The sequence below is a fragment of the Streptomyces sp. 11x1 genome (assembly GCF_032598905.1).
Lineage (GTDB): Bacteria > Actinomycetota > Actinomycetes > Streptomycetales > Streptomycetaceae > Streptomyces.
In genome coordinates this window covers 9140145-9164555 of sequence record NZ_CP122458.1, presented here as the reverse complement: position 1 = coordinate 9164555, position 24411 = coordinate 9140145, and the positions used below count along the sequence as shown (strand labels likewise).

General features: G+C 69.6%; 24 protein-coding genes and 2 pseudogenes. 13 read left to right on the top strand and 13 right to left on the bottom strand.

Translation table 11 applies throughout. The annotated features are described in order from the left end of the window. The first annotated feature begins 47 nt into the window (after positions 1-47). Both P8T65_RS40320 and P8T65_RS40315 read left to right on the top strand, forming a co-directional pair. Positions 48-1310 (top strand): IS701 family transposase, encoded by a 1263-nt coding sequence (locus tag P8T65_RS40320; RefSeq protein ID WP_198655123.1) that lies wholly within the window; start codon positions 48-50, stop codon positions 1308-1310. 178 nt (positions 1311-1488) lie between these two features. Beyond that, positions 1489-2082, top strand: coding sequence for a DUF4291 domain-containing protein (locus P8T65_RS40315; protein ID WP_316730335.1), 594 nt, complete (start codon positions 1489-1491; stop codon positions 2080-2082). Positions 2083-2164: 82 nt separating this feature from the next. On the opposite strand, the gene P8T65_RS40310 is transcribed toward P8T65_RS40315, so the two are convergent. Beyond that, a complete protein-coding gene (locus tag P8T65_RS40310; RefSeq protein ID WP_316730334.1) occupies positions 2165-3097 on the bottom strand; it encodes an alpha/beta hydrolase in 933 nt (310 codons plus the stop codon). 394 nt (positions 3098-3491) lie between these two features. On the opposite strand from P8T65_RS40310, the pseudogene P8T65_RS40305 reads away from it, so the two are divergent. Continuing rightward, a pseudogene (locus P8T65_RS40305) lies at positions 3492-4306 on the top strand (IS5 family transposase). Beyond that, positions 4303-4725 (top strand): hypothetical protein, encoded by a 423-nt coding sequence (locus P8T65_RS40300; RefSeq protein ID WP_316730333.1) that lies wholly within the window; start codon positions 4303-4305, stop codon positions 4723-4725. Before P8T65_RS40305 ends, P8T65_RS40300 begins: the two are co-directional and overlap by 4 nt. A gap of 142 nt (positions 4726-4867) precedes the next feature. On the opposite strand, the gene P8T65_RS40295 is transcribed toward P8T65_RS40300, so the two are convergent. Continuing rightward, positions 4868-5383: a DUF1772 domain-containing protein gene (locus P8T65_RS40295; RefSeq protein WP_316730332.1), complete on the bottom strand. Its 516-nt coding sequence runs from the start codon at positions 5381-5383 to the stop codon at positions 4868-4870. 5 nt (positions 5384-5388) lie between these two features. Further along, a complete protein-coding gene (locus P8T65_RS40290; RefSeq protein WP_283301943.1) occupies positions 5389-5799 on the bottom strand; it encodes a nuclear transport factor 2 family protein in 411 nt (136 codons plus the stop codon). A gap of 96 nt (positions 5800-5895) precedes the next feature. Here P8T65_RS40290 and P8T65_RS40285 point away from each other — a divergent pair, with 96 nt between their 5' ends. The 3 genes from P8T65_RS40285 (at position 5896) to P8T65_RS40275 (ending at position 8991) form a co-directional block, all read left to right on the top strand. Next, a complete protein-coding gene (locus P8T65_RS40285; RefSeq protein WP_283301941.1) occupies positions 5896-6522 on the top strand; it encodes a TetR/AcrR family transcriptional regulator in 627 nt (208 codons plus the stop codon). Positions 6523-6897: 375 nt separating this feature from the next. Further along, positions 6898-7737, top strand: coding sequence for an IS5 family transposase (locus tag P8T65_RS40280; RefSeq protein ID WP_316725715.1), 840 nt, complete (start codon positions 6898-6900; stop codon positions 7735-7737). Between the two features lie 276 nt (positions 7738-8013). Beyond that, positions 8014-8991, top strand: a complete 978-nt coding sequence (locus P8T65_RS40275; RefSeq protein WP_316730331.1) for a hypothetical protein — start codon at positions 8014-8016, stop codon at positions 8989-8991. A gap of 201 nt (positions 8992-9192) precedes the next feature. On the opposite strand, the pseudogene P8T65_RS40270 reads toward P8T65_RS40275, so the two are convergent. After that, positions 9193-9381, bottom strand: a pseudogene (locus P8T65_RS40270) (DUF4291 family protein); the annotation flags it as partial. Positions 9382-9523: 142 nt separating this feature from the next. On the opposite strand from P8T65_RS40270, the gene P8T65_RS40265 reads away from it, so the two are divergent. Together P8T65_RS40265 and lnt are read left to right on the top strand one after the other, a co-directional pair. Next, on the top strand, positions 9524-10018 hold the full coding sequence (locus P8T65_RS40265; protein WP_316730330.1) for a nuclear transport factor 2 family protein: 495 nt from the start codon (positions 9524-9526) through the stop codon (positions 10016-10018). A gap of 200 nt (positions 10019-10218) precedes the next feature. Next, on the top strand, positions 10219-11787 hold the full coding sequence (lnt, locus tag P8T65_RS40260; RefSeq protein ID WP_316730329.1) for an apolipoprotein N-acyltransferase: 1569 nt from the start codon (positions 10219-10221) through the stop codon (positions 11785-11787). Here the strand turns inward: lnt and P8T65_RS40255 are convergent. Continuing rightward, positions 11708-12616: a Gfo/Idh/MocA family oxidoreductase gene (locus P8T65_RS40255; protein WP_316730328.1), complete on the bottom strand. Its 909-nt coding sequence runs from the start codon at positions 12614-12616 to the stop codon at positions 11708-11710. The genes lnt and P8T65_RS40255 overlap by 80 nt on opposite strands. 73 nt (positions 12617-12689) lie before the next feature. Here P8T65_RS40255 and P8T65_RS40250 point away from each other — a divergent pair, with 73 nt between their 5' ends. Both P8T65_RS40250 and P8T65_RS40245 read left to right on the top strand, forming a co-directional pair. Further along, on the top strand, positions 12690-13202 hold the full coding sequence (locus P8T65_RS40250) for a DinB family protein (protein ID WP_316730327.1): 513 nt from the start codon (positions 12690-12692) through the stop codon (positions 13200-13202). Between the two features lie 233 nt (positions 13203-13435). Next, a complete protein-coding gene (locus P8T65_RS40245; protein ID WP_316730325.1) occupies positions 13436-13945 on the top strand; it encodes a hypothetical protein in 510 nt (169 codons plus the stop codon). 72 nt (positions 13946-14017) lie between these two features. On the opposite strand, the gene P8T65_RS40240 is transcribed toward P8T65_RS40245, so the two are convergent. From P8T65_RS40240 to P8T65_RS40210, 7 genes are all read right to left on the bottom strand, one after another. Further along, the gene (locus P8T65_RS40240) at positions 14018-14539 is read right to left on the bottom strand and encodes a hypothetical protein (RefSeq protein ID WP_316730324.1); all 522 of its coding nucleotides are present in this window, start codon (positions 14537-14539) and stop codon (positions 14018-14020) included. Positions 14540-14768: 229 nt separating this feature from the next. Continuing rightward, complete coding sequence (locus P8T65_RS40235; RefSeq protein ID WP_316730323.1) at positions 14769-15452, bottom strand: uracil-DNA glycosylase; 684 nt, start codon at positions 15450-15452, stop codon at positions 14769-14771. A 132-nt stretch (positions 15453-15584) separates the two neighbouring features. Then, positions 15585-17165 (bottom strand): ABC transporter substrate-binding protein, encoded by a 1581-nt coding sequence (locus P8T65_RS40230; protein WP_316730322.1) that lies wholly within the window; start codon positions 17163-17165, stop codon positions 15585-15587. Positions 17166-17350: 185 nt separating this feature from the next. Next, on the bottom strand, positions 17351-18118 hold the full coding sequence (locus P8T65_RS40225; protein WP_215451096.1) for an SDR family oxidoreductase: 768 nt from the start codon (positions 18116-18118) through the stop codon (positions 17351-17353). A gap of 12 nt (positions 18119-18130) precedes the next feature. Continuing rightward, a complete protein-coding gene (gene fabG, locus P8T65_RS40220; RefSeq protein ID WP_215451095.1) occupies positions 18131-18892 on the bottom strand; it encodes a 3-oxoacyl-ACP reductase FabG in 762 nt (253 codons plus the stop codon). A gap of 147 nt (positions 18893-19039) precedes the next feature. Beyond that, positions 19040-19450 carry a DUF3037 domain-containing protein gene (locus P8T65_RS40215; RefSeq protein WP_184896663.1) on the bottom strand — a complete coding sequence of 137 codons (411 nt, stop codon included), beginning with the start codon at positions 19448-19450 and terminating at the stop codon, positions 19040-19042. Next, on the bottom strand, positions 19447-20202 hold the full coding sequence (locus P8T65_RS40210) for a HipA family kinase (RefSeq protein WP_316730321.1): 756 nt from the start codon (positions 20200-20202) through the stop codon (positions 19447-19449). Before P8T65_RS40210 ends, P8T65_RS40215 begins: the two co-directional genes overlap by 4 nt. Before the next feature lie 641 nt (positions 20203-20843). Between P8T65_RS40210 and P8T65_RS40205 the strand changes: the two genes are divergently transcribed. Beyond that, positions 20844-21083: a hypothetical protein gene (locus P8T65_RS40205; protein WP_316730320.1), complete on the top strand. Its 240-nt coding sequence runs from the start codon at positions 20844-20846 to the stop codon at positions 21081-21083. Between the two features lie 13 nt (positions 21084-21096). Here P8T65_RS40205 and P8T65_RS40200 read toward each other — a convergent pair whose 3' ends face one another. Then, positions 21097-22518, bottom strand: a complete 1422-nt coding sequence (locus P8T65_RS40200) for an MBL fold metallo-hydrolase (protein ID WP_316730319.1) — start codon at positions 22516-22518, stop codon at positions 21097-21099. Positions 22519-23305: 787 nt separating this feature from the next. On the opposite strand from P8T65_RS40200, the gene P8T65_RS40195 reads away from it, so the two are divergent. Further along, positions 23306-24406: a sn-glycerol-3-phosphate ABC transporter ATP-binding protein UgpC gene (locus tag P8T65_RS40195; RefSeq protein ID WP_316730318.1), complete on the top strand. Its 1101-nt coding sequence runs from the start codon at positions 23306-23308 to the stop codon at positions 24404-24406. The last annotated feature ends 5 nt before the right edge of the window (positions 24407-24411 follow it).

Sequence of the window (24411 nt, the reverse complement as noted above, 5' to 3'; positions counted from 1 at the left end):
CGCCGGTGGCGTGTCCGTTTGATCGCTTGTTCCGTTGACCTGTTGTGATGGGTGGGGAGCTTGCCGCGGTCCGGTGTGATCTGGAGGACTTCGCGGCAGAGATGTTCGAGCCGTTCGCGCGGGCGGATCAACGCCGGTGGGGAACGGTCTATCTGCGGGGCCTGCTGCTGGACGGGCGGCGCAAGTCGGTGGAACCGATGGCCGCCCGCCTGGGCGAGGACGGCAACCGGCAGGCCCTGGCGAACTTCATCACCACCAGCCCGTGGGACGCGGCGCATGTCCGCGCCCGCCTGGCCTGGCGGATGCAGCAGGTGGTCAAGCCGACCGCGCTGATCGTGGATGACACAGGCTTCCTCAAGGACGGGGACGCCTCGGCGTGTGTGGCCCGGCAGTACACCGGCACCGCGGGCAAGGTCACCAACTGTCAGGCCGGGGTGTCCCTGCACCTGGCCTCCGACGACGCGTCGGCTGCTGTCGACTGGCGTCTGTTCCTGCCCGAGAGCTGGGATCCCGCCTCGTCCAAGGCCGATCCGGGCAAGGTGGCCCGCCGCACCACGTGCGGCATCCCCACCGACGTCGGACACGTCGAGAAGTGGCAGCTGGCCCTGGACATGATCGACGAGACCAGGTCGTGGGGCATCGACGTCCCGATCGTCGTCGCCGACGGCGGTTACGGCGATACCGCAGCCTTCCGGCTGGGCCTGGAAGAACGCGGGCTCGGCTACGCGGTCGGCATCTCCACCACGACCACCGCCCACCCGGAAACGGCACGGCCGCATACCCCGCCCTACGGCGGTCGCGGCCCTCGGCCCCAGCCGGTTTATCCCGAGGCGGCCAGGACGGTGAAGAAGCTGGTCATCGAGGCCGGCAAGCAGACAGCCCGGCCGGTGCAGTGGCGGGAAGGCTCCCGCCCGGGCAGCGGCCGCAGCGGCGTCAAGCGCATGTACTCCCGCTTCGTGGCCCTGCGCGTGCGGCCCGCCGGACGCGAGATCCGCAAAGCCTGCGACGGCCCGGAACTGCCCGTCTGCTGGCTGCTGGCCGAATGGCCCGCCGACCAGCCCGAACCCGTCCAGTTCTGGCTGTCCAACCTTCCCGCCGACACGGCGCTGGCCACCCTCGTGCGCACCGCGAAACTACGCTGGCGCATCGAGCACGACTACCGCGAGATGAAGCAGACCCTGGGCCTGGCCCACTTCGAAGGCCGCACCTGGCGAGGCTGGCACCACCACGTCACCCTCGTCTCCGTCGCACACGCCTTTTGCACCCTTCAGCGCATCACCCGGTCCCCAAAAGAGACGGCGCCGGCCTGAGCCTCTACCAGGTCGCCCGCGAACTGCAGCTACTCCTCGCGGTCTGGACCGGCGCCTGCCCCACCTGTCACCGCAACATGCCAGAACCGATACCGACCTGACCAAGCACTACTAGGCGCTGCCACCCAGACGAAAAAATCGGTAGTCACATGAACTGACCGAGTCCACGCTGTGCGCCATGGAAGAACCGCTCCGCAGAATCCGCGCGCTCCACACGGCCTCCACGATCACCGTCTACCAGGCGTACTCCCCTGAGATCGGACTGCCTGCCGTCCGAGACGGCCGCTTTCCGGTCGCGTGGAAGCCTGATCGTATGACGTGGATCAAGCCCAGTTTCATGTGGATGATGTACCGCTCCTGCTGGGGCATGAAGGACGGTCAGGAGACCGTTCTCGCCGTCGAGATCACACGTGACGGCTTCGACTGGGCGCTGCGCCATGCCTGCCTGTCGCATTACGTCCGCGGCCTGCATCCCGATCGCGACACCTGGCAGCGCGGCCTCAAGCGCGCACCGGCCCGTGTCCAGTGGGATCCCGAACGCGATCTGCACCTGCATCCCCTGCCGTACCGCTCGCTGCAACTGGGGCTCTCGGGTGAGGCGTCGTCGCGTTACGCCGACGAGTGGATCGTGTCCATCAGCGACGTCACCCCGCTCGCCCACGAGATCCACGCACTCGTCAGGGACGGCGAACTGGACTCAGCTGCCCGACTGCTCCCCCAGGAACAGGAGTACCCCGCCAGTGCAGAACTCCTGGCCCACCTGTGTCCCTGACCGACACTCCGGGCACAGCCGCCGACATCACCCACGGGTCACATGGCGGCAGAGGGCTGTGAACGCGGCTTGATGACCCATGTCAAGCCTCGTTCGCAGACCTTTCCTCCGCCCCCGCCGCATCGCTGTGTCTCCGCCGGACGGATGCCTGGTGCCCGTCGGCGTCGACCGGCGTTTCGAGGAAGGCCCGGATCTCCCGGTTGAAGGCGACGGGGTTCTCCCAGAACGCGAAGTGGCTGGAGCGCTCACCGAGAATCCGAACCGAGGCCCCGGGAATAGCCGAGGCCACCGACCGCGCGGCGGCTGAGGGGATCACGCTGTCGTTCCCTCCTATGACCAACGTCGGAACCGTGATCCTGGGCAAGACGTCACGCCAGTCCTGCATGACATTGTCCAGCAGTAGTCTGCCCGCGTACTCCCTGGGCAGGAGAAGGTTCTGGGCGAGAACCCACTGGCGGTCCCCCTCGTCGGCGGCCGGGGTCCACATGGCGTCCAGGAATCCGGCGCTGAGGATCTCGGCGTCCGAGCGCGGATCGCGAAGTCCCGCGACAACCTCGGCGATCTGCCCGAGGCCGTACAACGCACCAAAATATTCGGCCAGACCGTCCGGCCAGTACGGCTGCCGGACCAGAACAGCGGGTTCGTCGAACAGCACCAGGCGCGCCAACCGGTCCCCGCCGAACAGATCCCAGTAGGACCACGCCAGCGCGCAGCCCATGGAGTGGGCCACCCAGACAACCTCGGTGAGGTCCAGGAGATGAATGAGCTGATGGAGATCCGTCGACAGACGAGCGACCCGGTATCCGTGATCCGGCTTGCCGGATCCACCGTGGCCGCGGTGGTCGACCGCGACCACGTGATGGGTACGGGCGAAGTCGGTGATCTGATGACGCCATTGCGCGGCGGTCTGCGACCAACCGGGAACGAAAAGCAAGTCCGGACCACTGCCGGCTTCCAGATAGTGGAGCCGTACACCGTCGTTCATCGTGGCGAAGCCACTGCGCACGTCGTGCATCTCGTTCTCCTCCGGCGCAGCCGCACCGCCTCGCCGTACCGCCTGCGAAGAGGAGCGGCGAGACCCGTCCGGTTCATCACTTCCGCAAGTCGGGAAACCATCCTTCCGGGAGATGTCACCCCCGGGCAATCTCCCACGCCGCTCGATCAGCCCTCCGGAGGACCTTCGCAGGGGGGCGGCTGCCCGCTGCTTCCTGTCGGCCTTCACCAAGGAAAGGGGCTGTCGAAACGGCTTGATGACCCATGTCAAGCCGTGTTCACAGACCATTCAGAGGGCGTCGACTCCGGTATCAGAGGGCGGTATGTGAGTGTTTAGGTAACTTGTCGTCACTTGAATGTGTGGCAGGACGGTATCCCGGCCGGTCGGGGGCCGTGGGCGTGCTGGGCTGGTCGCCGTGAGCGAGCGCAAGCCCTACAGGACCGACCTGACCGACGAGCAGTGGTCGCTGGTCGAGCCGGTGATCACCACGTGGAAGGCCGGTCACCCCTCGGTCAGCGGCCATCAGGGCCGGTACGCGATGCGGGAGATCGTCAACGCGCTGCTCTACCAGGGCCGCACCGGCTGCCAGTGGGAGCTGCTCCCGCACGACTTCCCGCCGCCCGGCGCGGTGAAGTACTACTTCTACACCTGGCGTGACGACGGCACCGACCAGACCATCCACGACCTGCTGCGCTGGCAGGTGCGGGAGAAGGCGGGCCGGAAGGCGGACCCGAGCCTGGTGGTGCTCGACACCCAGAGTGCGCACGCCGCGGCCGGGGTGCCCGTGCAGTCGACGGGGCGTGATGCGGCCGCAAGCGCGGCCTGGCTGTTGACGTCCTGGGGCTGGTGATCGCGGTGGTCGTGGTGGCCGCGTCGGCGCACGAGAACGCCGTCGGTATCACTCTGCTGGACAAGGTCGCCGCCGACGCCGACACCGTCGAGAAGGCCCTGGTCGACCGGGGCTTCAAGAATGCCGTCGTCACGCACGGGGAGAAGGTGGGCATCGAGGTGGAGGTCGTGGAGCGCAACCCCGCGCAGACCGGGTTCGTTCCGATCCCCAAGCGGTGGATCGTGGAGCGCGCCTACGGGATCTTGATGCTGCACCGCAGGTTGGTGCGCGACTATGAGCACCAGCCCCGCACCTCCGAGTCGCGGGTGTACTGGGCAATGACCGCGGTGATATTGCGCCGGCTGACCGGGGCCACCGCCGCGGCCTGGCGTACCACATGACCGGCGATCAGCTCACCCTCGGCGCGGTGCTGGCACGGCTGGAGGAGCGGGAGCGGGAGATCGCCGCGCAGGCCGAGGCGGTCAAGGAGCGGATCGCGGAGCTTTCCGCGCAGCTGGAGGAGTTTCACCGTACTGCCGAAGAGATCCGGATCACTCGCAAGACGCTGCTGGAGCTGCCCGAGCCGGTCCCGCCCGTGCCGCCGCCCCCGAAGCTGCCGGACCATCCGGCCTACCAGCAGATCATGGCGGTGTTCGCTGCCGCCGACGCCCCGCTGCGGGCGCGGCAGGTGTGCGAGGCGATGGACCTGGAGATCGCGCCCAACACCATCAACAACACCCGCTTGAAGCTCAAGCGGCTCGTCGAACGCGGGATCCTGGCCGAGACCGAGCAGGGCTTGTTCACCCATCCGCGGCCGTAAGCCGCCCTGCGTCGCCGCGACTGTAGGGTCCACGGCTTCATGCGCACTGGTCCCTGCGGGAACGCCGGAATCCGGGCTTCGGGAGCACTGACCGCGTCGGTTCGTTGTGAGCAATCTGGACCCCGATGGTCGGCGAGGGCCATTACTTTCCGTGGTGCCACCGGGGCTTCGTCTGGGGCCTGTCTTTCGGATCGCGCCCCGTGCGGTGCTGACGCAGGGCAAGAAGGATCAGCAGGACGAAGGCGGCGAACGCGGCACCTGTGCGGGCGTAGTTAAAGGCTTCCCAGCGAGCGAGAATCTCTGCATGGTCGGGGGGAGCCGAGGTGGCGGCCCACTTCTTGATCTGACCGTTGATGGGGACGTTGCCGAGCCGGGTGATCAGGAAGGACGTCAGCGCCAGGAGTGCCGCTCCGCCGGCGAGCCGCCGTGTGGTGCCGCGGGTCATGATGGCGAGCGTCATGGAGCTAAGCGCCGACATCCCCATGGCCGCCTGCATGGTGATGCCGTTCATCTGCATCAACTCCGTGTGGAAGGACAGCCTCATCTCGAGCGGTACGGCGTTGAACGTGGGAACCAGGTTGGCCGCTCCGTAGCCGAATGCGCCCGCGAGAGCGCCGGTGGACAACAGGGCAACTGCCTGGGCGAGTCGGATACGCATCTTTGCTACCCCCCGTGCTGTGGTTCGGTTCGATCGAGGCTCCGCGTGAGCTGCTCGGCCCGTCGCAGCAGGCCCTCGGTGGTGAAATCCGCGAACATGTGCACCTGCGTGGTGACCGGCCCGGTCTTACGCATCCGGGCGTGGATCGTGAACCGGGCCGCGATCCGGTTACCGTCCGCCAGCGCCTCGTGCACCTCGAACCGGAACTCGGTCAGGTTCCTGCGCACGGGGCGCAGGTGGGCGGCGAGCCGGTCCCAGTCGAGTCGTACGCCGTCGGCGATCTGTACGACGTCCCGGGTGTAGAACCTCGCCATGAGGTCGGCGGGGTCCTCCGAGCCGTGGACGACAGCCTCGGTAAAGGAGGTGAAGAAGTCGGCGACGAACTGCTCGGGGGTCTTGGTTTCCAGAGGTTGCATGTCGCTCCGGCCAGGCAGGCAGGGTCGCACCCCGCTACTATCTCTTACATCTCTGTAAGATATGCCCGCCAATTAACTTTGACAAGGCTGTAAGAATTGTCTGCTTCAGAAGTCCCCGATGACACCTCGGCCGTTCGGCGTCGCCGTCGGGCCGACGCCGAACGGAGCAGGGAGGCCGTACTCGACGCCGCGGTCCGACTGCTCGCCGAGCGGCCCGATGCGGGCATGGCCGCCATCGCCGCAGCAGCCGGCGTCACCCGCCAAACCATCTACGCCCACTTCGGCACCCGCGACGCACTGCTGGAAGCTGTGGCCGACCGCGTCACGGAAGAGGCCATGGCAGTGATGGACGCGGCGGAAGTCGAGGACGGGCCCGCCCTCGACGCACTCCTGCGACTGCAGGACATCGGGTGGCTGCTGTTCAAGCGGCATCCCGTGCTGCTCCAGCTCGGCACCGCCCCCGCACATGCCGAAGCCGACCGAGCGCGGCACGAGCCCGTCGCAGCCCGACTGACGCGGTTGATCGAGAAGGGGCAAGCTGCAGGAGAGTTCGACCCCGACCCGCCCGCCGCCTGGCTGGTCGGGGCGGTGACCGCCCTGGGACACGCCGCCGGCAACGAGGTCGGGGCCGGCCGCATGACAGTGGCCGAGGCGGCGGCCTGTCTTCGCACCGCCACGCTTCGCGTGCTGAAGGTGCAGCCCCACAGGGCTCACAACCCCTAGGCAGTCCCGTCTTGGATCAGTGGGCGGGCCAAACAAAGATCGAAAGAGCCCTCGATGGGGATCGCTACTGAAGTCGCGGATCCTGCAGCGACCTGCCGCTCACCCTCAACGAAGCGGCAAAATCAGCCATCAACTCTCATATCGCCCTCTCAGAGGGCGTTTATGCAGGTCAAGCCCTATATGCGGCTCTCGCCACTGCCCTGCTTTGAGGGTCTTCATCCCATAGGCGACGAATGGTGCTCCCCAGGTCGAATGCTCGGCCATCCATCTCGTTCGCTTCTGTACCTGGAAGTCCGTCTGGTTTGAAGTTGCCGCGGAATCGCCCAATGAACAGCGGAACCAAGCCCTCCGCCTCGCCCGTGATCACGCTACGCCGTGAGCGAGCGCAAGCCGTACCCCAGCGACCTGTCCGACGCCCGATGGGCCCTGATCGAGCCGACGTTGACGGCCTGGAGAAAGGCCCGACTCGACCGCAGGCCAACCGGACAGCCGGCCAAGGTCGATTTACGGGACGTCTTCAACGCGATCCTCTACGTGAACCGCACCGGAATCCCCTGGAAATATCTCCCGCACGACTTCCCGAACCACGGCACCGTTTACGCCTACTACGCCGCCTGGCGCGACGAAGGAATCTTCGCCCAGCTCAACTACGACCTGACCGGACTGGCGCGAGTAAAAGAGGGGCGCAAGCCCGAGCCGACCGCATCCGTGATCGACACCCAGAGCGTGAAGACTTCCACCAACGTGCCCGTGACCAGCCAGGGAACGGACGCCGCGAAGAAAATTGTCGGCCGGAAGCGCGGCATCCTCACGGACACGATCGGACTCATCCTCGCTGTGACCGTCGCCGCCGCGGGCCTGTCGGAGAACGCCCTGGGAATCCGCCTGCTCGACCAGGCGAAGGAGATGTACCCGACCATCTCGAAGAGCTGGGTCGACACCGGCTTCAAGAATGCCGTCGTCGAGCACGGCGCCACCCTCGGAATCGACGTCGAAGTCGTCAACCGGAATCCGGAGAGCCGCGGCTTTCAGGTCGTGAAACGGCGCTGGGTGGTGGAGCGGAGTATCGGCTGGATCATGATGCACCGCCGCCTCGCCCGCGACTACGAGACCCTCACCGCCAGCTCCGAGGCCATGATCCACATCGCCTCGATCGACAACCTCGCCAGGCGCATAACGGACGAGACGACACCCACCTGGCGAGGAACGTACTAGGGCGTAAACGGCAATCTGCCCACTTCAAACGCCCTCTCAGGACACACTGGCGCGGTCGGCGATCGAGGATCCCGAATCCCGCGAATTCCGGGAAGCCATGAACGCGATCATCTCCCTTCACGGAGGTTCACCGCCAGACCGGTGATATTCCGGCGGCGCCTGGTGGGAACCGAACGGCCTCTGCCCTAGCGTCCCGAGCGGGCCGGGACCCGTGGCAGTGCTCGCAGCGCAACGGAAGGACACATGATGGGACGTCGGTTTCTGACACGTAGCCTGTTGTCGGCTGTCGTCGGACTGAACCTCCTCGTGCTGGCCGCGTGCGGCGTCGAGAGGTCCACCGGCGTCTCGTCCCCCGGCGGGAGCCGGGTCAGGGCACCACGTGAGTTCAGCGGCATCGCCTGGCTCGCCACCGAGCGCAGGTTCACCGCCCCGGGGCGCGACGCGGAGTCACGAGAGGTCTTCCTGGTCTGCCACGACGCGAGGGACAACGACGCCGAACGCGACCTGCCGCGCCTGGCGATCGTGCGGACGCCCGTCGACCCCGACGGGATCGCCGTCGAGGAGCTTCACGTGGACTTCCCCAGCGTGCCGAACGACCTGGAGAGCATTGCCCGGCTGCCAGGCCGAGACAAGGCGCTGCTGGTGGAGAGCAACGCCGACGGCGATGACCCCGACCCCACCATCTACCTCGCGCGGTGGGACAAGAACCTCGATGTCGAGATCGTGGGCTCGGTGCCGTGGCCGAAGACGCCCGAGCCGCTCACCAACGTCGAGGCCACCGCCGTCGCGACGGTCGGGGGGCGGGACTACTTCGTGTACGCCGAGCGAGCGCAGGGGAGCGACACCACCCGCATCAACATGACGCGCCTGACGGTCGGCAGGAGCGGTGCGATCACGTTCGGCAGGAAGTGGACGTCGATCTCGTTCACCGCGCCCGAGCCGCCGGGTGCGCGCCCCGCCTCGGGCCTCGACATCGACGCGAAGGGCAGTCTCTACGTCTCGTCCGCGTACGACCCCGGTGACCTCGGGCCCTTCGACAGCGCCGTGTACCGCGCGGCCATGGTTCAGCGGGGCGGGCCACTCGGCGCGCGACTGGCTCCCGTCAAGCCGCCGCAGATGCTCGCCCGGAGCTCGGGCCTCAAGGTCGAAGGCGTTGCGTTGGTCTCCGGCTCTTTTCCGATCTTCATCAGTGACGACGACGAGGACTACGGCGGCCTGTTGCGACAGCTGCGAGTGACGGAGCCGGATCGCTGACCGACCCGGCATCGGACGGTTTGTCGGGGCGATCCCCGGAGCGGAGGACCGGCCCACGCAGGCAGGAACGCCGAGGTGCTCAGCCGTGTCCGGTCGCGGCACAGGGCGGGGCCTGGCGTTGCACCCTGTGCGGCTCGGTCGGCACCCGCGAGTTCAGCCTGACTACTGCTCGGCGACGCGCCACGGATCCGGTTGTGAACGCGGCTTGATGACCCAGGTCATCCGGTCCCGCTTCCACGCGGCCGGGAAACGACCGTGCCGCGCGGCCGGGCCGCCCATCTCCGGGCGGTACGCCTGGTAGACGGTGACCGTGTCGGTGGTGTGGCGGGCACGGACACGGAACTTGGGCTCGGTCGCTGAGGGGCGTTCACTTTCAGTCACGGGCACCAGGTTCGGCCACGGCGGTGCCGCCGAGCCACCGAATATCCACGGGCAGACCTGCGGCCGGCCGCAGGTCTGAACACCCGGAAATATCCCCCATCCGACCGCACGCCCCTTGGCGTGGCGCGGGTCCTGCCCCAAGACTGAGCCGATGACGCAGCGTGTGGAGCTCGCGACCGTGATGGACCGACTCGCCGTCGACGGCCTGATCACCGAGTACGCGGTGGCGGTGGACGACGGTGACTGGGCGGCGTACCGGGACCTGTTCGTACCGCGCGGCCGCGCGGACTACCGCTCGGCTGGCGGCATCGAGGGGGACGCCGGGCAGGTCGCCGGGTGGCTGGCGCGGAGCATGGAGCTCTTCCCCATGCGCCAGCACCTCATCGTCAACAGACAGGTGCGCTTCGAACTCCTGGAGCAGGACACCGGCGACACCGCCCGGGTCCAGGCGGACTACATCAACCCGATGCGCTTCGCCGGCCACGACGGGGGATCCACCGCCCCCGACTTCGTCTGCGGCGGCCGCTACGCCTTCGCCCTGGTCCGCACGCCGGACGGCTGGCGCCTGCGTGAAGTCGTGGTCCAGGAGAAGTGGCGCAGCACCCCCGAGGGCCTCACCCCCGCACAGCACCCCTCACCCGCCTGACCGGGCCACCCCCTCGCACCTCCGCCACGCCCCCGCGCCTCCGCGCCCAAGGGCCTCCGCCAAGCCACCAGCTGCCACCACACCCCCGGCTGGCACACACCCGTAACCCGCCCCGCGTGCCACCCCACCCAGGCCCTCTGTCGGAGATCGTCTCCGGCGCGCACACTGGAAGGACTCACCCGTGGGGAGGGAGGCGCTGGATGCGAGCGGCGGCGGACTGGGGGGCATCCCCATGGCGGCGGCGAGCGGCCCTCGTCGTGGCCGGAGCCCTGCCCGTGCTCGCGTTCCCCGCGCCGGGCCTGTGGTGGTTCGCGTACGGGGCGCTGGTGCCGTGGATGCTCATCGTCCGCACCGCCCCGACCGCCCGCCGGGCGCTGTACGACGGCTGGCTGGGCGGATGCGCGTTCATGCTGGCCATGCACCACTGGCTGCTGCCGAACCTCCATGTGTTCACCTTCGTCATCGCCGGCCTGCTGGGCGCGCTGTGGGCGCCCTGGGCCTGGCTGGTGCGCCGGTTCCTGGCCGGGACGCCGTCACCGGGCCGGGTCGCCGCCGCGCTGCTGGTCGTGCCGTCGGGCTGGCTGGCGATCGAACTCGTCCGCTCCTGGCAGGGCCTCGGCGGGCCGTGGGGTCTGCTGGGCTCCAGCCAGTGGCAGGTGGAGCCCGCGCTGCGGCTGGCCTCGGTCGGCGGAGTCTGGCTGATCAGCTTCCTGCTGGTGGCCGTCAACGTGGCGGTCACCGTACTGGTCGCCGTACGCCGGTCGCGGGCGCCGGCGCTCGCCGGTCTGGTTGCGACGGCCACCGCGACCTCGGCGGTCTGGCTGTGGTCGCCGCGACCCGACGTCCGGGGCGAGGTGCGGATCGCCGTCGTGCAGCCCGGCGTGACCGACGGGCCCGACAACCGGTTCGACCGTGAGGAGGCACTCACCCGAAGCCTCGCCGGGCGGGACCTCGACCTGATCGTGTGGGGCGAGAGCAGCGTCGGTCACGACCTCGCCGACCGTCCCGATCTCTCCGACCGGATAGCCGCGCTGGCCGGCGAGACGGACACGAACATCCTGGTGAACGTGGACGCCCGCCGCTCCGACCGTCCCGGCATCTACAAGAGCTCCGTGCTCGTCGGTCCCGAGGGCCCCACCGGCGACCGCTACGACAAGATGCGTCTGGTCCCCTTCGGCGAGTACATCCCGATGCGCTCGCTGCTCGGCTGGGCCACCTCCGTCGGCGAGGCGGCCGGCGAGGACCGCAGGCGCGGCACAGAGCAGGCCGTGTTCGACTCCGGGAAGGGGCTGCGGATCGGCCCCATGGTCTGCTTCGAGTCCGCGTTCCCCGACATGAGCCGTCACCTCGCCCGGGACGGCGCCGAGTTGCTGCTCGCCCAGTCGGCGACCTCGACGTTCCAGCAGAGCTGGGCCCCCGAGCAGCACGCCTCGCTGGCGGCGCTGCGGGCCGCCGAGACCGGCCGCCCGATGGCCCACGCGACCCTGACCGGCGTCTCGGCGGTGTACGGCCCGGACGGCGGGCCGGTCGGCCCCCGGCTCGGCACGGACGAGAGCACGACGGCGGTGTACGTCGTGCCGATGGCGAGCGGTACGACGCCCTATGTCCGCTTCGGCGACTGGCCGGTGGACGCGGCGCTGCTGACCCTGCTCGCGTGGGGCGCCTTCGAGGGCGTACGGACCCTGCGGCTCAGGCGGCGGAGCGGTCCTCCACCGCCCGCACCACCCGCTCGCACAGCTCATGGGTCGCCAGCGCGTCCCGCGCGCTGAGCACCCTGCCCGCGCGCACCGCGTCGAGGAAGGCGAGCACCGCCTGCTCGATGCCGCGCTGCCGGGCCACCGGCACCCAGTCGCCCCGCCGCCGCAGGGACGGCTGTCCCTTGTGGTCGATCACCTCGGCGAGGTTCACCACCTGCCGCTTGGTGTCCTGTCCGGAGACCTCCAGGATCTCCTCCGCAGAGCCGCTGAGCCGGTTCATGACACCGAGCGCGGTGAATCCGGCCCCGGAGAGCTGGAGCACGACGTGGTGCAGCAGGCCGTCCTCGGTCCGGGCCCGTACGGTCACGTCCTCGATCTCGCCCGGGACCAGGAACCGCAGGGTGTCCACGACGTGGATGAAGTCGTCCAGGACCATCGTGCGCGGCACCTCGGGCAGACCGATGCGGTTCTTCTGCATCAGGATCAGCTCGCGCGGATGGTCGGCGCACTGCGTGTACCCGGGCGCGAACCGCCGGTTGAACCCCACGGCGAGCCCGACGCCGCGCTCCTCCGCGAGCCGTACGAGCCGTTCGGAGTCGGCGAGTTCGTACGCGAGAGGCTTGTCGACGTACGTCGGCACACCCGCCCTCAGCAGGCGTTCCACGATCTCGGGGTGGACCTGGGTGGGCGCGTGCACGAAGGCCGCGTCGAGGTCCTGGGCCAGCAGCGAATCGAGGTCGGTGTGCCGTCGGCCGGGCGGGAGGTGGAGGCTGTCGGCGACGCGGGTGAGGGTGGCGGGCGTGCGTGTCTGCAGATGGAGTTCGAGCCCCGGTTGGGTGCCGAGCACCGGCAGGTACGCCTTCCGCGCGATGTCGCCGAGCCCGACGCAGCCGACCTTCACTGGGGTCTCCCGTCCACGGTGTGCCGTCGAAATGCCTCGTCGGCAGCATACGGGGGCTGCGAGGATGGCCCGCATGACCGACCTGCGCACCGAACCCTCCGTCACCGCCGGCGAACGGGCCATGCTGGAGGGCTGGCTCGACTACCACCGGGAGACCCTCGCGCTGAAGTGCGAGGGTCTGGACGACGCCCAGTTGCGGACCGCCTCGGTGCCGCCCTCGCAGCTCTCCCTCCTCGGGCTCGTACGGCACATGGCGGAGGTCGAGCGCATCTGGTTCCGCAAGGTGCTCGTGGACGACGACCGGGGCCCGATCTACTTCAGCGACGCGGACCCGGACGGGGAGTTCCACCTCACCGAGGCCGACACCTGGGAGGAAGCGTACGGCACCTGGCAGGCGGAGATCGCGATCGCCCGCCGCAACGCCGAGGGCTTCGCCCTGGACGACGTCGCCAAGGCCGTGCACCGACGGTCGGGCGAGGCACCGAGCCTGCGGTGGCTCTACACCCACATGATCGAGGAGTACGCCCGGCACAACGGCCACGCGGACCTGCTCCGGGAGCGCATCGACGGGGCCACCGGATACTGACCGGGGCCGGGGGCGGCCGACCGGAGCCGGGGCGAGCGACCGGAGCCGGAGCGGCCGACCGCAGCCAGGGCGAGCGGCCGGTGCGGCGAGGGCCAGGGGGCCAGGGCCGGCGGCCGCGTTCTTCCCGAAGTAGGGCGCGTGGCGTCGTCCGGGGGCCGCGGGCGTCACCCATGTGGGGGCATCATCCGTCCGCCCCCTCCCCAAAGCGGCCCGGACACAGCAGAGTTGCGCGCGTGCATCGACCGACCACCACCGCAACGCTCCTGGTCACCGTAGCCGTCTCGGCTCTCACCGGCTGCGTGACCCCGCACCACCCGCCCCCGCGGCAGCCGTCGCCCCTCCCGTCCCGCCCGTCCGAGCCCCGCCCGGAGGGCACCACCGAGACCCAGATCGTGGAAGCCCCGGCGCGCGAGGCGCTGCGGCTGGTCGGCCCGCCCCGGGAACCCACCCCGAGCGCGCCCCCGGAGCGGAAGCCCACGTCCGGGCCGCCCCCCGTCACCGGCACCGACGCCGCCCCGACCCCCGCCGCACCCCCGCCACCCCGCGACGAGCGGCCGGCCCCCCGCGAGCGGCAGGGCACGCCACCGGGCTCCCGCACCCACGTCGAGATCCCGCCCCTCCCCAAAACGGTCCCGACGACGCCGGCGAAGAACTCCGACGTCTGCGCACTCGGCCACCGATACGGCGGCTGGGGCAAGGACACCCCCCAGGCGGTCATCTGCAAGGACGTCTACGGCCGCTGACCCCCTGGCGGGCACACGAACCGGCACGCCCCGGCCTGCGCCGCCCCGGCCGACCCCTTCGCCGCTGGGACCCTAGGGCCGCTGTCGTGGCGGCCCCGGTGTCTCCCCACCCGTAGGGCCCGTCTCGTCGAGCCGGGCCTCCAGCCGGGCCAGGGCGGTGCGGACACCGTCGCCGTGGCCGTCGTCCGCCAGCGAGGCCAGCGCTCCCCGGGCCAGCCGCAGATGGCTGCGGGCCGCGTCGGGCCGGCCCAGTCTGGCGTAATCGGCGGCGAGATTGAGGTGGAGCGAGGGATAGAAGGCCCGCACCGCGAGCTCGTCCCGGTCCTGCGCCGACCGGCCGTCGCCGAGCTCGTCGGCCGCCGACAACGCCCTGAGGTCCCAGGCCAGTTCGGTGTCCGGGTCGTCCTGCGTGTCGGCCATGTAGTGCGCCAGGGTGCAGCGGTGGAGCGGTGTGCCGTCCTCCCCGATCTCCGCCCACAGCCGCAGCAGACGGTCCCGGGCCTCCTCGCGGTCACCCCCGTGGTGCAGCATGACCGCCTGCCCGATCCGGGTCAGCACGGCGTCCGGCGCCACCCGCTCCTGTCGCTCCACCACCGCGTCCTCCGCACTCCTCGCCCCCTGCCCCGTCTGTCCCTCCCGACGCTAACGGCAGGCACGGGCAATCCGGGTCAGGCCGCTCCGTACGGCCCCGGGGGAGCCTCGGCGGCCGTACGGCGAGCAGCCGGTCGGACGGACCTACACGTGCGGAGGGACGAGCGGCCGGTCGGTGTCGACCGAAACCGGGGCTGGGGGCCGAAACCGGGGCCGGGGCCGAGCAGGCCCGTCAGCCGAGGTTCGGGATCGTCCAGTCGATCGCCTCGTGCCCCTGCCGGGCGATGGCCTCGTTGATCTGCGTGAACGGCTGGGAGCCGAAGAACTTCTTGGCCGACAGCGGCGAGGGGTGCGCGCCCTTGACCACGATGTGGCGCTCCTCGTCGATCAGCGGGAGCTTCTTCTGCGCGTAGTTGCCCCACAGTACGAAGACCGCCGGGTCGGGCCGGTCGGCCACCGCGCGGATCACGGCGTCGGTGAACTTCTCCCAGCCCTTGCCCTTGTGCGAGTTGGCCTCGCCGGAGCGGACCGTGAGGACAGCGTTGAGCAGCAGCACGCCCTGCTGGGCCCACGGCATCAGATAACCGTTGTCCGGGATCGGGGTGCCCAGCTCGGCCTGCATCTCCTTGTAGATGTTCCGCAGCGAGGGCGGGGTCTTCACCCCGGGCCGCACGGAGAAGCACAGCCCGTGGCCCTGGCCTTCGCCGTGGTACGGGTCCTGGCCGAGGATCAGCACCTTCACGCTCTCGTACGGGGTGGCGTCGAGCGCGGCGAAGACCTGCTCACGGGGAGGGTAGACGGGCCCCTTGGCACGCTCCTCCTCGACGAACTCGGTGAGTTCCTTGAAGTAGGGCTGCTGCAGCTCGTCCCCCAGGACCCCGCGCCAGGACTCGGGCAGCATCGCGATGTCGGTCACGTCAACTTCCTCCGGTGTGCGCTCACTTCACGGCCACGGAACACGCGGCCATGGGCGGCCGCGCGAAGCGCGGCCGCCGTCAGAGCACAGAACCTACAGGCGCCCACTGACAACGGGACCGGGCACCCGGAATTACCAGCTGGTCTTCCACGACAGCTGCCACATGATCATCATCGTCGCGGGGTCGATGACGTTCTCGAGGCCGGCGATCTCCTCGTTGGCGGCCGTGTACGCCTTGCCCTGCCACAGCGGGATCAGCCGGGCGTCGTCCACGAGGATCTGCTGGGCTTCCTCGAACTCCTCGCCCACGGCGCCGCGGTCGCTCTCGGCGCGCGACTCCGGGATCAGCTTGTCCGTGATCTCGGGGGCGTCGTACGGCGTGCCGAGCGCGTTCTGCTTGCCCACGAAGGGGGCGATGAAGTTGTCGGCGTCGTTGAAGTCGGGGTTCCAGCCGCGCCCGAAGACCGGGTACTCGCCCTTCTGGTAGCCCTCGGAGTAGGTCTTCCACGGGCGGCTCTTCAGCGTGACCTCGAACAGTCCGGACGCCTCCAGCTGCCGCTTCAGCTCCTCGAAGGCCGGCTTGGTCTGGGAGCCGTACCGGTCGGTGGTGTACCAGAGCTGGAGGGGAACCGTTTCGGTGATGCCGGCCTCGGTGAGGATGGACTTCGCCTTGGTCGCGCTGGGGTTGCCGTAGTCGTCGAAGAAGCCCGTCGTGTGGCCGACCAGACCCCGGGGGATCATGGAGTAGAGCGGCTCGACGGTGTCCTTGTAGATGTTGTGGGCGAGCGCCGGCCGGTCGAGGACCTGGGCGACCGCCTTGCGGACCGCGGGATTCTTCGCCCAGGGGTCCTTGGGGTTGAACACCAGATAGCTGATCTCGGTGGTGGGGTTCTCCACGATCTCGAGCCCCTCCTCGTCGTGGTTGGCCTGGATGTCCACGATGTCCGAGGCGCCGAGACCCCGGTAGATGACCGAGATGTCCTTGCTCTTGAGGGCCTTGACCATCTCGTCCGACTGCGTGAAGTACTTGATGGTGACAGCGGAGTTCTTGTGGTCCGCGATGCCCTTGTAGTTGTCGTTGCGGACCAGCTCGGCCGTCTTGCCCTCGTCGTAGGAGGCGAGGTTGTAGGGCCCGGAGGCCGCGATGTCCCCGCCCTCGCGGAGCTTGTCCGCGGGGTACTCCTCGGGGTCCACGATCGACATCGCGGGCGTGGTGAGCACCAGCGGGAAGGTCGCGTCGGGCTGGCTGAGGTGGAAGACGACCTCGCGGTCACCCTTGGTCTGCACCCGGGAGAGGGTGGTCAGCAGACCGGCGGGGCCACCGTTGACGTTGATCTTCTTGATCCGGTCGAACGAGTACTTGACGGCCTTGGCGTCCAGCGTGTGCCCGTTGGAGAACTTCAGGCCCTCACGCAGCGTGCAGCTGTACACCGTGCTGGAGCTGTCCGTGAACTCGCAGCTCTCGGCGGCGTCCGGCTCGGGCTCGGACCCGCCGGGCGAGTAGCCGAGGAGGGGCTGGAAGACGTTGCGCATCAGCTCCCAGGAGCTGTCCCAGGCCGCGGCCGGGTCCAGCGTGCTCGGCATGCTGGTGGTCCCCACGACGATGGGGTCCGCTTCGTCGGAGGCGTCCGAGGAGAACACACCACACCCGGTCACCATGGATATGGACGCGATCACCGCGAGTGGCGGCAAGTATCGGTTCCGGTTGAACACGTGCATGCTCCTCGAAATGCCGTACAGAGTGGCCGAACGATACCGCAGGCCCCCCGAGCCGATCCCGCTAGGTCGGCAAGCCCTTGGCCAGTCCGCGTGTGACGGCGTTGTCGAGGCCCCGTGAGGGGTGCGGACGGGCGCCGGAGAGGTTCGGTGAATCGCGCACCGGCGCCCGCCTCACTCTGTCAGCCCACCCCGGCGTTGAGGAAGATGCCGCCGTCGACCACGAGGGTCTGTCCGGTGATCCAGTCGGACTGGTCGGAGGTGAGGAAGGCCGCGGCGCCCCCGATGTCGGAGGGCACGCCGAGCCGTCCGAGCGGGTAGGACGCGGCCGCCTCGGCCTCCCGGCCCTCGTAGAGGGCCTGGGCGAACTTGGTCTTCACCACGGCGGGCGCGATCGCGTTGGCCCGGACCTTGGGTGCGTACTCGTGCGCCAGCTGGACGGTCAGGTTGATCATGGCGGCCTTGCTGATGCCGTACGCGCCGATGAACGGCGACGCGGAGACACCGGCGACGGAGGCGATGTTCACGATCGCGCCGCCATTGTCCTTCTGCCAGGCGTGCCAGGTCCGCTGGGCGAAGCCGAGCGCGGAGACGACATTGGTCTCGAACACCTTGCGGGCCACGTTCAGGTCGAGGTCGGCGATCGGGCCGAACACCGGGTTCGTACCGGCGTTGTTGACCAGGTAGTCGACGCGGCCGAAGGCCTCCATCGTGCGTTCCACGGCGAGGGCCTGGTGGGCCTCGTCGTGGGCCTTGCCGGCGACGCCGATGACGCGGTCGGCGCCGAGCTGCTCGACGGCCTCCTTGAGCGCGTCCTCGTTGCGGCCGGTGATGCAGACCCGGTCGCCGCGTGCGACGAGGGCCTCGGCGATGCCGTAGCCGATGCCGCGGCTGGCGCCGGTGATGAGCGCGACCTTGCCCGAAAGCTCGGGGAGTTCCACCGAAGTCATGTTCTGGATCCCTTAGTTGAGCGGTCCGCCGGCGACGTACAGCACCTGGCCGGAGACGAAACCGGCGTCCTCGCCCGTGAAGTAGGCGATGGCTCCGGCGATGTCCTCCGGGCGGCCCACGCGCTGGACGGGGATCTGGGTGGCCGCGGCGGCCTGGAAGTCCTCGAAGCCCATGCCGACGCGGGCGGCGGTGGCGGCGGTCATGTCGGTGACGATGAAGCCGGGGGCGACCGCGTTGGCGGTGACGCCGAACTTGCCGAGCTCGATGGCCAGGGTCTTGGTGAAGCCCTGCAGACCGGCCTTGGCGGCCGAGTAGTTGACCTGGCCCCGGTTGCCGAGCGCGGACGACGAGGACAGGTTCACGATCCGGCCGAACTTGGCCTCGACCATGTACTTCTGCACTGCCTTCGCCATCAGGAAGGCGCCGCGCAGGTGCACGTTCATGACCGTGTCCCAGTCGGACGCGCTCATCTTGAACAGCAGGTTGTCGCGGAGCACGCCCGCGTTGTTCACCAGGATCGTCGGGGCGCCCAACTCCTCGGCGATCCGGGTGACGGCGGCCTCGACCTGGGCCTCGTCGGAGACGTCGCAGCCGACCGCGAGCGCCCTGCCGCCGGCGGCGGTGATCTTCTCCACGGTGTCCTTGCACGCGGCCTCGTCGAGGTCGATCACCGCGACGGCCCGCCCTTCGGCGGCCAGTCGTACGGCGGTCGCGGCGCCGATGCCGCGCGCGCCACCCGTGACCACGGCGACACGCTGCTCAGTGGTGGACATTGCTGGTTCTCCTCGCCCTTGGGATGCGGCTCCTGCGGCGCCCCCATCTGGTGAGCGACCGCTTAGTACCTTCAGCACACGTGACGCTAGAAGTCCTGGCACCCGGTGTCAACGTTCCACCAGGTGTGATCCCTTACCTCGGCCCGGTCACTTCACCAGCAGGGCGAGCAGCCGCTCGGCCTCCGCCGCCGGATCCGCGGTGAGCCCAGTGTGCACGGGGCCCGCCTGGACGACCGTCGACCGGGGCGCGACAAGCCAGCGGAACCGCCGTCCGGCGTCGTCGCCGGCGGCCTGCCCGGCCGCCTCTCCCCCGGCGCACACGCCCTCCACGGCGCGCAGCGCGGCGCGTACGCCGGCGACGTCCGCCCCGGGGTCGAGGGCGAGCAGCTTGGCCTCGTCGAGGTGCGTACGGGCCGCCACCAGGGCCCGGGAACGGCTGTACACGAGGACGCCCGCGTTGAAGCACTCGCCGCGCTCGATCCGGGGCACGATCCGCAGCAGCGCGTACTCGTAGACGTCCTGCCCGGTCGCGCCGGTCCCCAGGAAGCGGTCGCTCACTTGATCCCCTCGATGCGTTCGTGCACGTCGGCGGCGCGGACGAGCAGGGGTTCCGCGTACGCCCGCCGCAGCGCGTCCGGTGTCTCGAAGCCGGGCTCGTCCGTCAGCCAGACGTCGGGGATCTCGGCGGTCACCTCGGCGAGCAGTTCCTCGGTGACCAGGGGTGCGAGCTCGGCGGCGGCCGCCGCGACGTCGGGGCCGAAGCGGGCCAGGGCGTGGTCGCCGGCGGCGTACGGCTTGGCGGCGGAGGCGCGGGCGCCGGGCCAGTTGTGGTGCCAGATCATGGTGGCGCCGTGGTCGATGAGCCACAGCTCGCCGTGCCACATCAGCAAATTGGGGTTGCGCCAGGATCGGTCGACGTTGTTGATCAGTGCGTCGAACCAGACGATCCGCCCGGCCTCCTCGGGGCTGACCTCGAAGGCCAGCGGATCGAAGCCGATGGCCCGGGCCAGGAAGTTCATGCCCAGGTTGGTGCCGCCGCTTCCCTTGATCAGCTCCTGCACCCGCTCGTCGGGTTCACCGAGGCCCAGGACGGGATCGAGGTCGACGGTGACGAGGCCGGGCACCCGCAGCCCGAGCCGCCGGGCCAGCTCCCCGCAGACCACCTCCGCAACGAGCGTCTTGCGGCCCTGCCCCGCGCCGGTGAACTTCAGGACGTACGTGCCGAGGTCCTCGCCCTCGACGAGCCCCGGCAGGGACCCACCCTCCCGCAGAGGCGTGATGTAGCGGGTCGCAGTGACATTTCTCAGCATTCCCACAGGCCGCTCACGCCATTTCCCTTACAATCCATGGTTGCCCTGCAGGCACGGAACGGCGCAAGGTGCCCGCCATCAGTCCTGGGGAGAATCTGGGGAGTTTCGACCGGCATGCAGATCCCCCTGCCTCCCCAGCAGTCCGTCAATGGTGGCCCGCCCTTTGCTTCCGGCCTCCGGCATGAAGTGAGCATAGTAACCGAGGGTGATCGACGGCGTCGAAGCGTAGGTGTGCCGCAGCACGTGGAAGCCGTCCTTCGGGGCCGCCGCCCATTGCCAGGGTTTCGCACCCTCAGTGCCTGGCGGATGACGCCAGGCTCGGCCAACGCGGGTTTCCAGGTGTAGGTATTCCAGCGAGACCTCTCCATGGCCACTGTGGAAGGCATGTCGACGGTTCGAGTCCTCTTCCCCTTCGGCAGGGCGAGGTACAACCGCCCACGGATCGCCTGAATTTGGCGTCGGACGTGGAGAACGCCCCCGTGCGTGGTCGATGTCCTGCGGACTCAGCCCGACCACCTCGCCCTGACGGAGTCCGCACCCCGGACCGACAACCGACCGGTCCCCACGCAGTCGTGCACGCCCGGATCGCCCACCCGGCCGGCTCAGCTCGCCGGCACCGCCCTCGTACGTGCGCCGTCACCTTGCTCAACACGCCGACCTCGGCCGTGTTCTGGGCGACGACCTGCGGTGCGGTGCCCGCGCCGGCGGCCGGTGTGCTGCCTGCCTTCGTTCGACGGGAACCAGGCATCGACGAGCGGCACTCCGACGGCGAACGCGGTGCCGCCGATACCGAGGAAGAATCCGCCGATCAGCAGGGCGGCGAGGGACCCTTGCGCGGGTCCGGGTGCCTGGTCCGATCGGCGCAAGGGTTGTCTGGCTGACGGGCACACCCCCTCACCGGACGAGGACCCGCTCCCCGGGACGCGGCACGACGGCGGTCCAGCCCAGGGTCCGGTCGATACGGTCGCGCAGCGCCTCGGCCGCGTCGGGCTCTCCGTGCACCAGGTACGTCGTCTGCGGGGCCTCGGCACCGCGCAGCCAGTCGATGATCTGAGCGGCGTCGGCGTGGGCCGAGAAGTGCGGTACGTCGGCGACGGTGGCGCGCACCGGGACGTACTCGCCGAACATCTTCAGCGCCTTGGCACCGTCGACCAGGTCACGGGCGCGGGTGCCCTGTGCCGCGAAGCCCACCACGACGACGGCGTTGCGCGGGTCGGGCAGCAGGCGCCGCAGGTGGTGCAGAACGCGTCCGCCGGTGGCCATGCCGGACGCCGAGACGATGACGGCCGGTCCGCCGGCCCGGCTGATGTCGACGGAGTCCTGGATCGACCGTGCGGCGAGGAACGGCTCGGGGCTGAACGCGGCCGTGCCCGCCTCCGTGACCTCGGGGCGCAGCTCCGCTGCCCGGGTGAGGGCGGCGTCCCGGTAGACGTCCAGGGCGGCCAGGGCCATGGGGCTGTCGACGTACACCGGCACATCGGCCGGGAGCCGGCCCTCGCGGCGGAGCTCGGCGAGTTCGTGCAGGACGACCTCGGTGCGGTCGAGGGCGAAGGCCGGGATGACGACGGTGCCACCGCGGGCGAGGGTGCGCGTCAGTACACTCGCGAAGTGGTCTCGTGCGGTGTCCTCCTCGTGCCGCCGCTTGCCGTACGTCGACTCCATCAGCAGTACATCCGCCCCGGAGAACGGCTCGGGAGGGAGAAGCAGGGGATGGCCCGGCCGGCCGAGGTCGCCGCTGACTGCCAGGGTGTGCCCGTCCTCCAGGGTGAGCCGGGCCCAGGCCGAGCCGAGGATGTGCCCGGCGGGGTGCAGTGTCAGCCGGGTGCCCGCGGCGATGTCGGTCGGCGTGCAGGTGGGCACAGGGTCGAGGAGCTTCAGGGTGCGGTCCACGTCCGAGTCGTCGTACAGCGGCCGGGCGGGCCGGTGTTTGGACCAGCCGTGCTCGTTGGCGTGCTGGGCCGTCTCCATCTGCAGCTTCGCGCTGTCCCGCAGCACGATCTCCATGAGCCGGGCGGTGAACTCCGTGGTCACGATCCGTCCCCTGAAGCCGTGCCGCACCAGTCGGGGCAGGTATCCGCAGTGGTCCAGGTGAGCGTGGGTGACCACCACCGCCTCGATGTCCTCGGCGTCGCAGGGCAGGCCGCGCCAGTTGCGCCTGCGCAGATCGGCGAGGCCCTGGAAGAGCCCGCAGTCGATCAGGACGCGTGCGTGGTCGCTCTCCACGAGGAACTTGCTGCCGGTGACCGTCCCGACACCGCCCACGAACGTCAGCAGCGCGGGCCGGGAAGGCAAGGGATGCAGTGCCTCAGCGGTCATGACGCGGGTCTCCTCCGGGATGCGGTTGATCGGCCCTGGCGGCTTCGTGGCAGAAGCGGTGGGAAGAACTTGAGGGGGCGCGGCAAAGCGGTTCCGGGCGCGCACCGGACCATCGTGATCCGCGAGTTGCAGATGGGGCCCACCCGCCCTGCCATGCCCTCGCCTTGTCGATGACGTCGTACGCCACTGCGCCCGCGGTACCGGACTCCTCAACTGTGGACTGACGTACGTCGGTCGGTCGGCTCAGGTCGGTGCGGTGCGCAGGTCGACGGCGGCCTGTGCGCACGACCGCGCAGCAGGCGGACGGCGAGCGCATCAAGGCTCGCCGTGAGAACCATCGTCACGGCTGTCGCCGCGACCAACAGAACCGCGAACTGCTCCCAGAACTCCGGCGTGAGAGTCGTACGCACTGCCCTCACTCCCCCTTCGTGTCGGCGTCCTTCTCCTTACTTCCAGCCAACTCCGATACAGGTGAGGGCGCATGAGCCGTCCGGTCCGAAACAGAGGCCTGGAACGGCCCTTGCGCGGACTGGCACGGCCTGGTCCGACCTGCCGACGGTGTGAAGGAACGGCTCAGGGCTGCTTTCCCTCCCTCCCCTGGCCGTGTCTCCAGCCGGCGGGGACACGGCAGCCGGCCAGGCCATGGGTCAAAAGGCCCCGCTACGGGTCCGCGCGGTCTGCGCCGCGGGGGCCCTCGACCTGTGCGGCAAGGGCCTGGAGGACCTGTCACCCGCCCTGTGCCCGCGCGCAGTCTGGGCATGCAAGAGGATCAGGGAGGGGAGAGATCATGGCGACCGTCGTCTTCGAGAAGGCCACACGGAGATTCCCGGGGATGGACCACCCGGCCGTCGACGCGTTTGATCTGGAGATCGCCGACGGCGAGTTCATGGTGCTGGTGGGGCCCTCCGGCTGCGGGAAGTCCACAGCGTTGCGCATGCTCGCCGGGCTGGAGGACGTCGACTCCGGTGCCATCCGCATCGGCGACCGGGACGTGACCCACCTGCCGCCCAAGGACCGCGACATCGCGATGGTGTTCCAGAACTACGCTCTCTACCCGCACATGACGACGGCTGACAACATGGGCTTCGCTCTGAAGATCGCCAAGAAGCACAAGGACGACATCCGTCGCCGTGTCACGGAGGCTGCCGGTGTCCTCGGCCTCGGCGACTACCTGGACCGCAAGCCCAAGTCGCTCTCCGGCGGCCAGCGCCAGAGGGTTGCGATGGGGCGGGCCATCGTCCGCGAGCCACAGGTGTTCCTCATGGACGAGCCGCTGTCCAACCTGGACGCCAAGCTGCGCGTACAGACCCGGACGCAGATCGCCTCGCTGCAACGGCGACTCGGCACGACGACGGTGTACGTCACTCACGACCAGGTGGAGGCCCTGACCATGGGCGACCGCGTGGCGGTGATGAAGGCCGGCGTGCTGCAGCAGGTGGGGACGCCGAAGGAGGTCTTCCAGCGCCCCGCCAACGCCTTCGTGGGCGGTTTCATCGGCTCGCCCGCGATGAACCTCTTCCGCCTCCCCCTCACCACGGACGGTACCGAGCTGGGCGGCCTGATCGTGCCCGTGCCGCGGACCGCCCGCGAGCCGGACGCCACGGAGATCCTGCTGGGTGTACGGCCCGAGCAGTTCGAGATCCTTTCGTCCGAGGACCTGGAGACTCCGGCACTGGATCTCGTGGTCGACGCGGTCGAGGACACCGGTGCCGTCGCCTACGTCCACGCGACCGCCAAGGCCGGGCCGGAAGCCGTCCCCGTAGTGGTCCGTCTCCCCGGGCGGCCGGTTCACGGCAAGGGGGAGCAGCTGCGCGTCACCGTTCGTCCGGAGGCCGTCCAGCTCTTCTCGGCCCGGACAGAGCTGCGGCTGCCGGCCGACGGGAGCTGAGGCAC

Excerpts from the sequence above, each read along its gene's own strand:
- fabG (WP_215451095.1), bottom strand. The coding sequence starts at position 18,892 with ATGTCCACCACTGAGCAGCGTGTCGCCGTGGTCACGGGTGGCGCGCGC.
- P8T65_RS40290 (WP_283301943.1), bottom strand. The coding sequence starts at position 5,799 with ATGCAACCTCTGGAAACCAAGACCCCCGAGCAGTTCGTCGCCGACTTC.
- P8T65_RS40315 (WP_316730335.1), top strand. The coding sequence starts at position 1,489 with ATGGAAGAACCGCTCCGCAGAATCCGCGCGCTCCACACGGCCTCCACG.
- P8T65_RS40225 (WP_215451096.1), bottom strand. The coding sequence starts at position 18,118 with ATGACTTCGGTGGAACTCCCCGAGCTTTCGGGCAAGGTCGCGCTCATC.
- P8T65_RS40295 (WP_316730332.1), bottom strand. The coding sequence starts at position 5,383 with ATGCGTATCCGACTCGCCCAGGCAGTTGCCCTGTTGTCCACCGGCGCT.
- P8T65_RS40320 (WP_198655123.1), top strand. The coding sequence starts at position 48 with ATGGGTGGGGAGCTTGCCGCGGTCCGGTGTGATCTGGAGGACTTCGCG.
- lnt (WP_316730329.1), top strand. The coding sequence starts at position 10,219 with ATGCGAGCGGCGGCGGACTGGGGGGCATCCCCATGGCGGCGGCGAGCG.
- P8T65_RS40310 (WP_316730334.1), bottom strand. The coding sequence starts at position 3,097 with ATGCACGACGTGCGCAGTGGCTTCGCCACGATGAACGACGGTGTACGG.
- P8T65_RS40200 (WP_316730319.1), bottom strand. The coding sequence starts at position 22,518 with ATGACCGCTGAGGCACTGCATCCCTTGCCTTCCCGGCCCGCGCTGCTG.
- P8T65_RS40265 (WP_316730330.1), top strand. The coding sequence starts at position 9,524 with ATGACGCAGCGTGTGGAGCTCGCGACCGTGATGGACCGACTCGCCGTC.
- P8T65_RS40195 (WP_316730318.1), top strand. The coding sequence starts at position 23,306 with ATGGCGACCGTCGTCTTCGAGAAGGCCACACGGAGATTCCCGGGGATG.
- P8T65_RS40250 (WP_316730327.1), top strand. The coding sequence starts at position 12,690 with ATGACCGACCTGCGCACCGAACCCTCCGTCACCGCCGGCGAACGGGCC.
- P8T65_RS40300 (WP_316730333.1), top strand. The coding sequence starts at position 4,303 with ATGACCGGCGATCAGCTCACCCTCGGCGCGGTGCTGGCACGGCTGGAG.
- P8T65_RS40210 (WP_316730321.1), bottom strand. The coding sequence starts at position 20,202 with ATGCTGAGAAATGTCACTGCGACCCGCTACATCACGCCTCTGCGGGAG.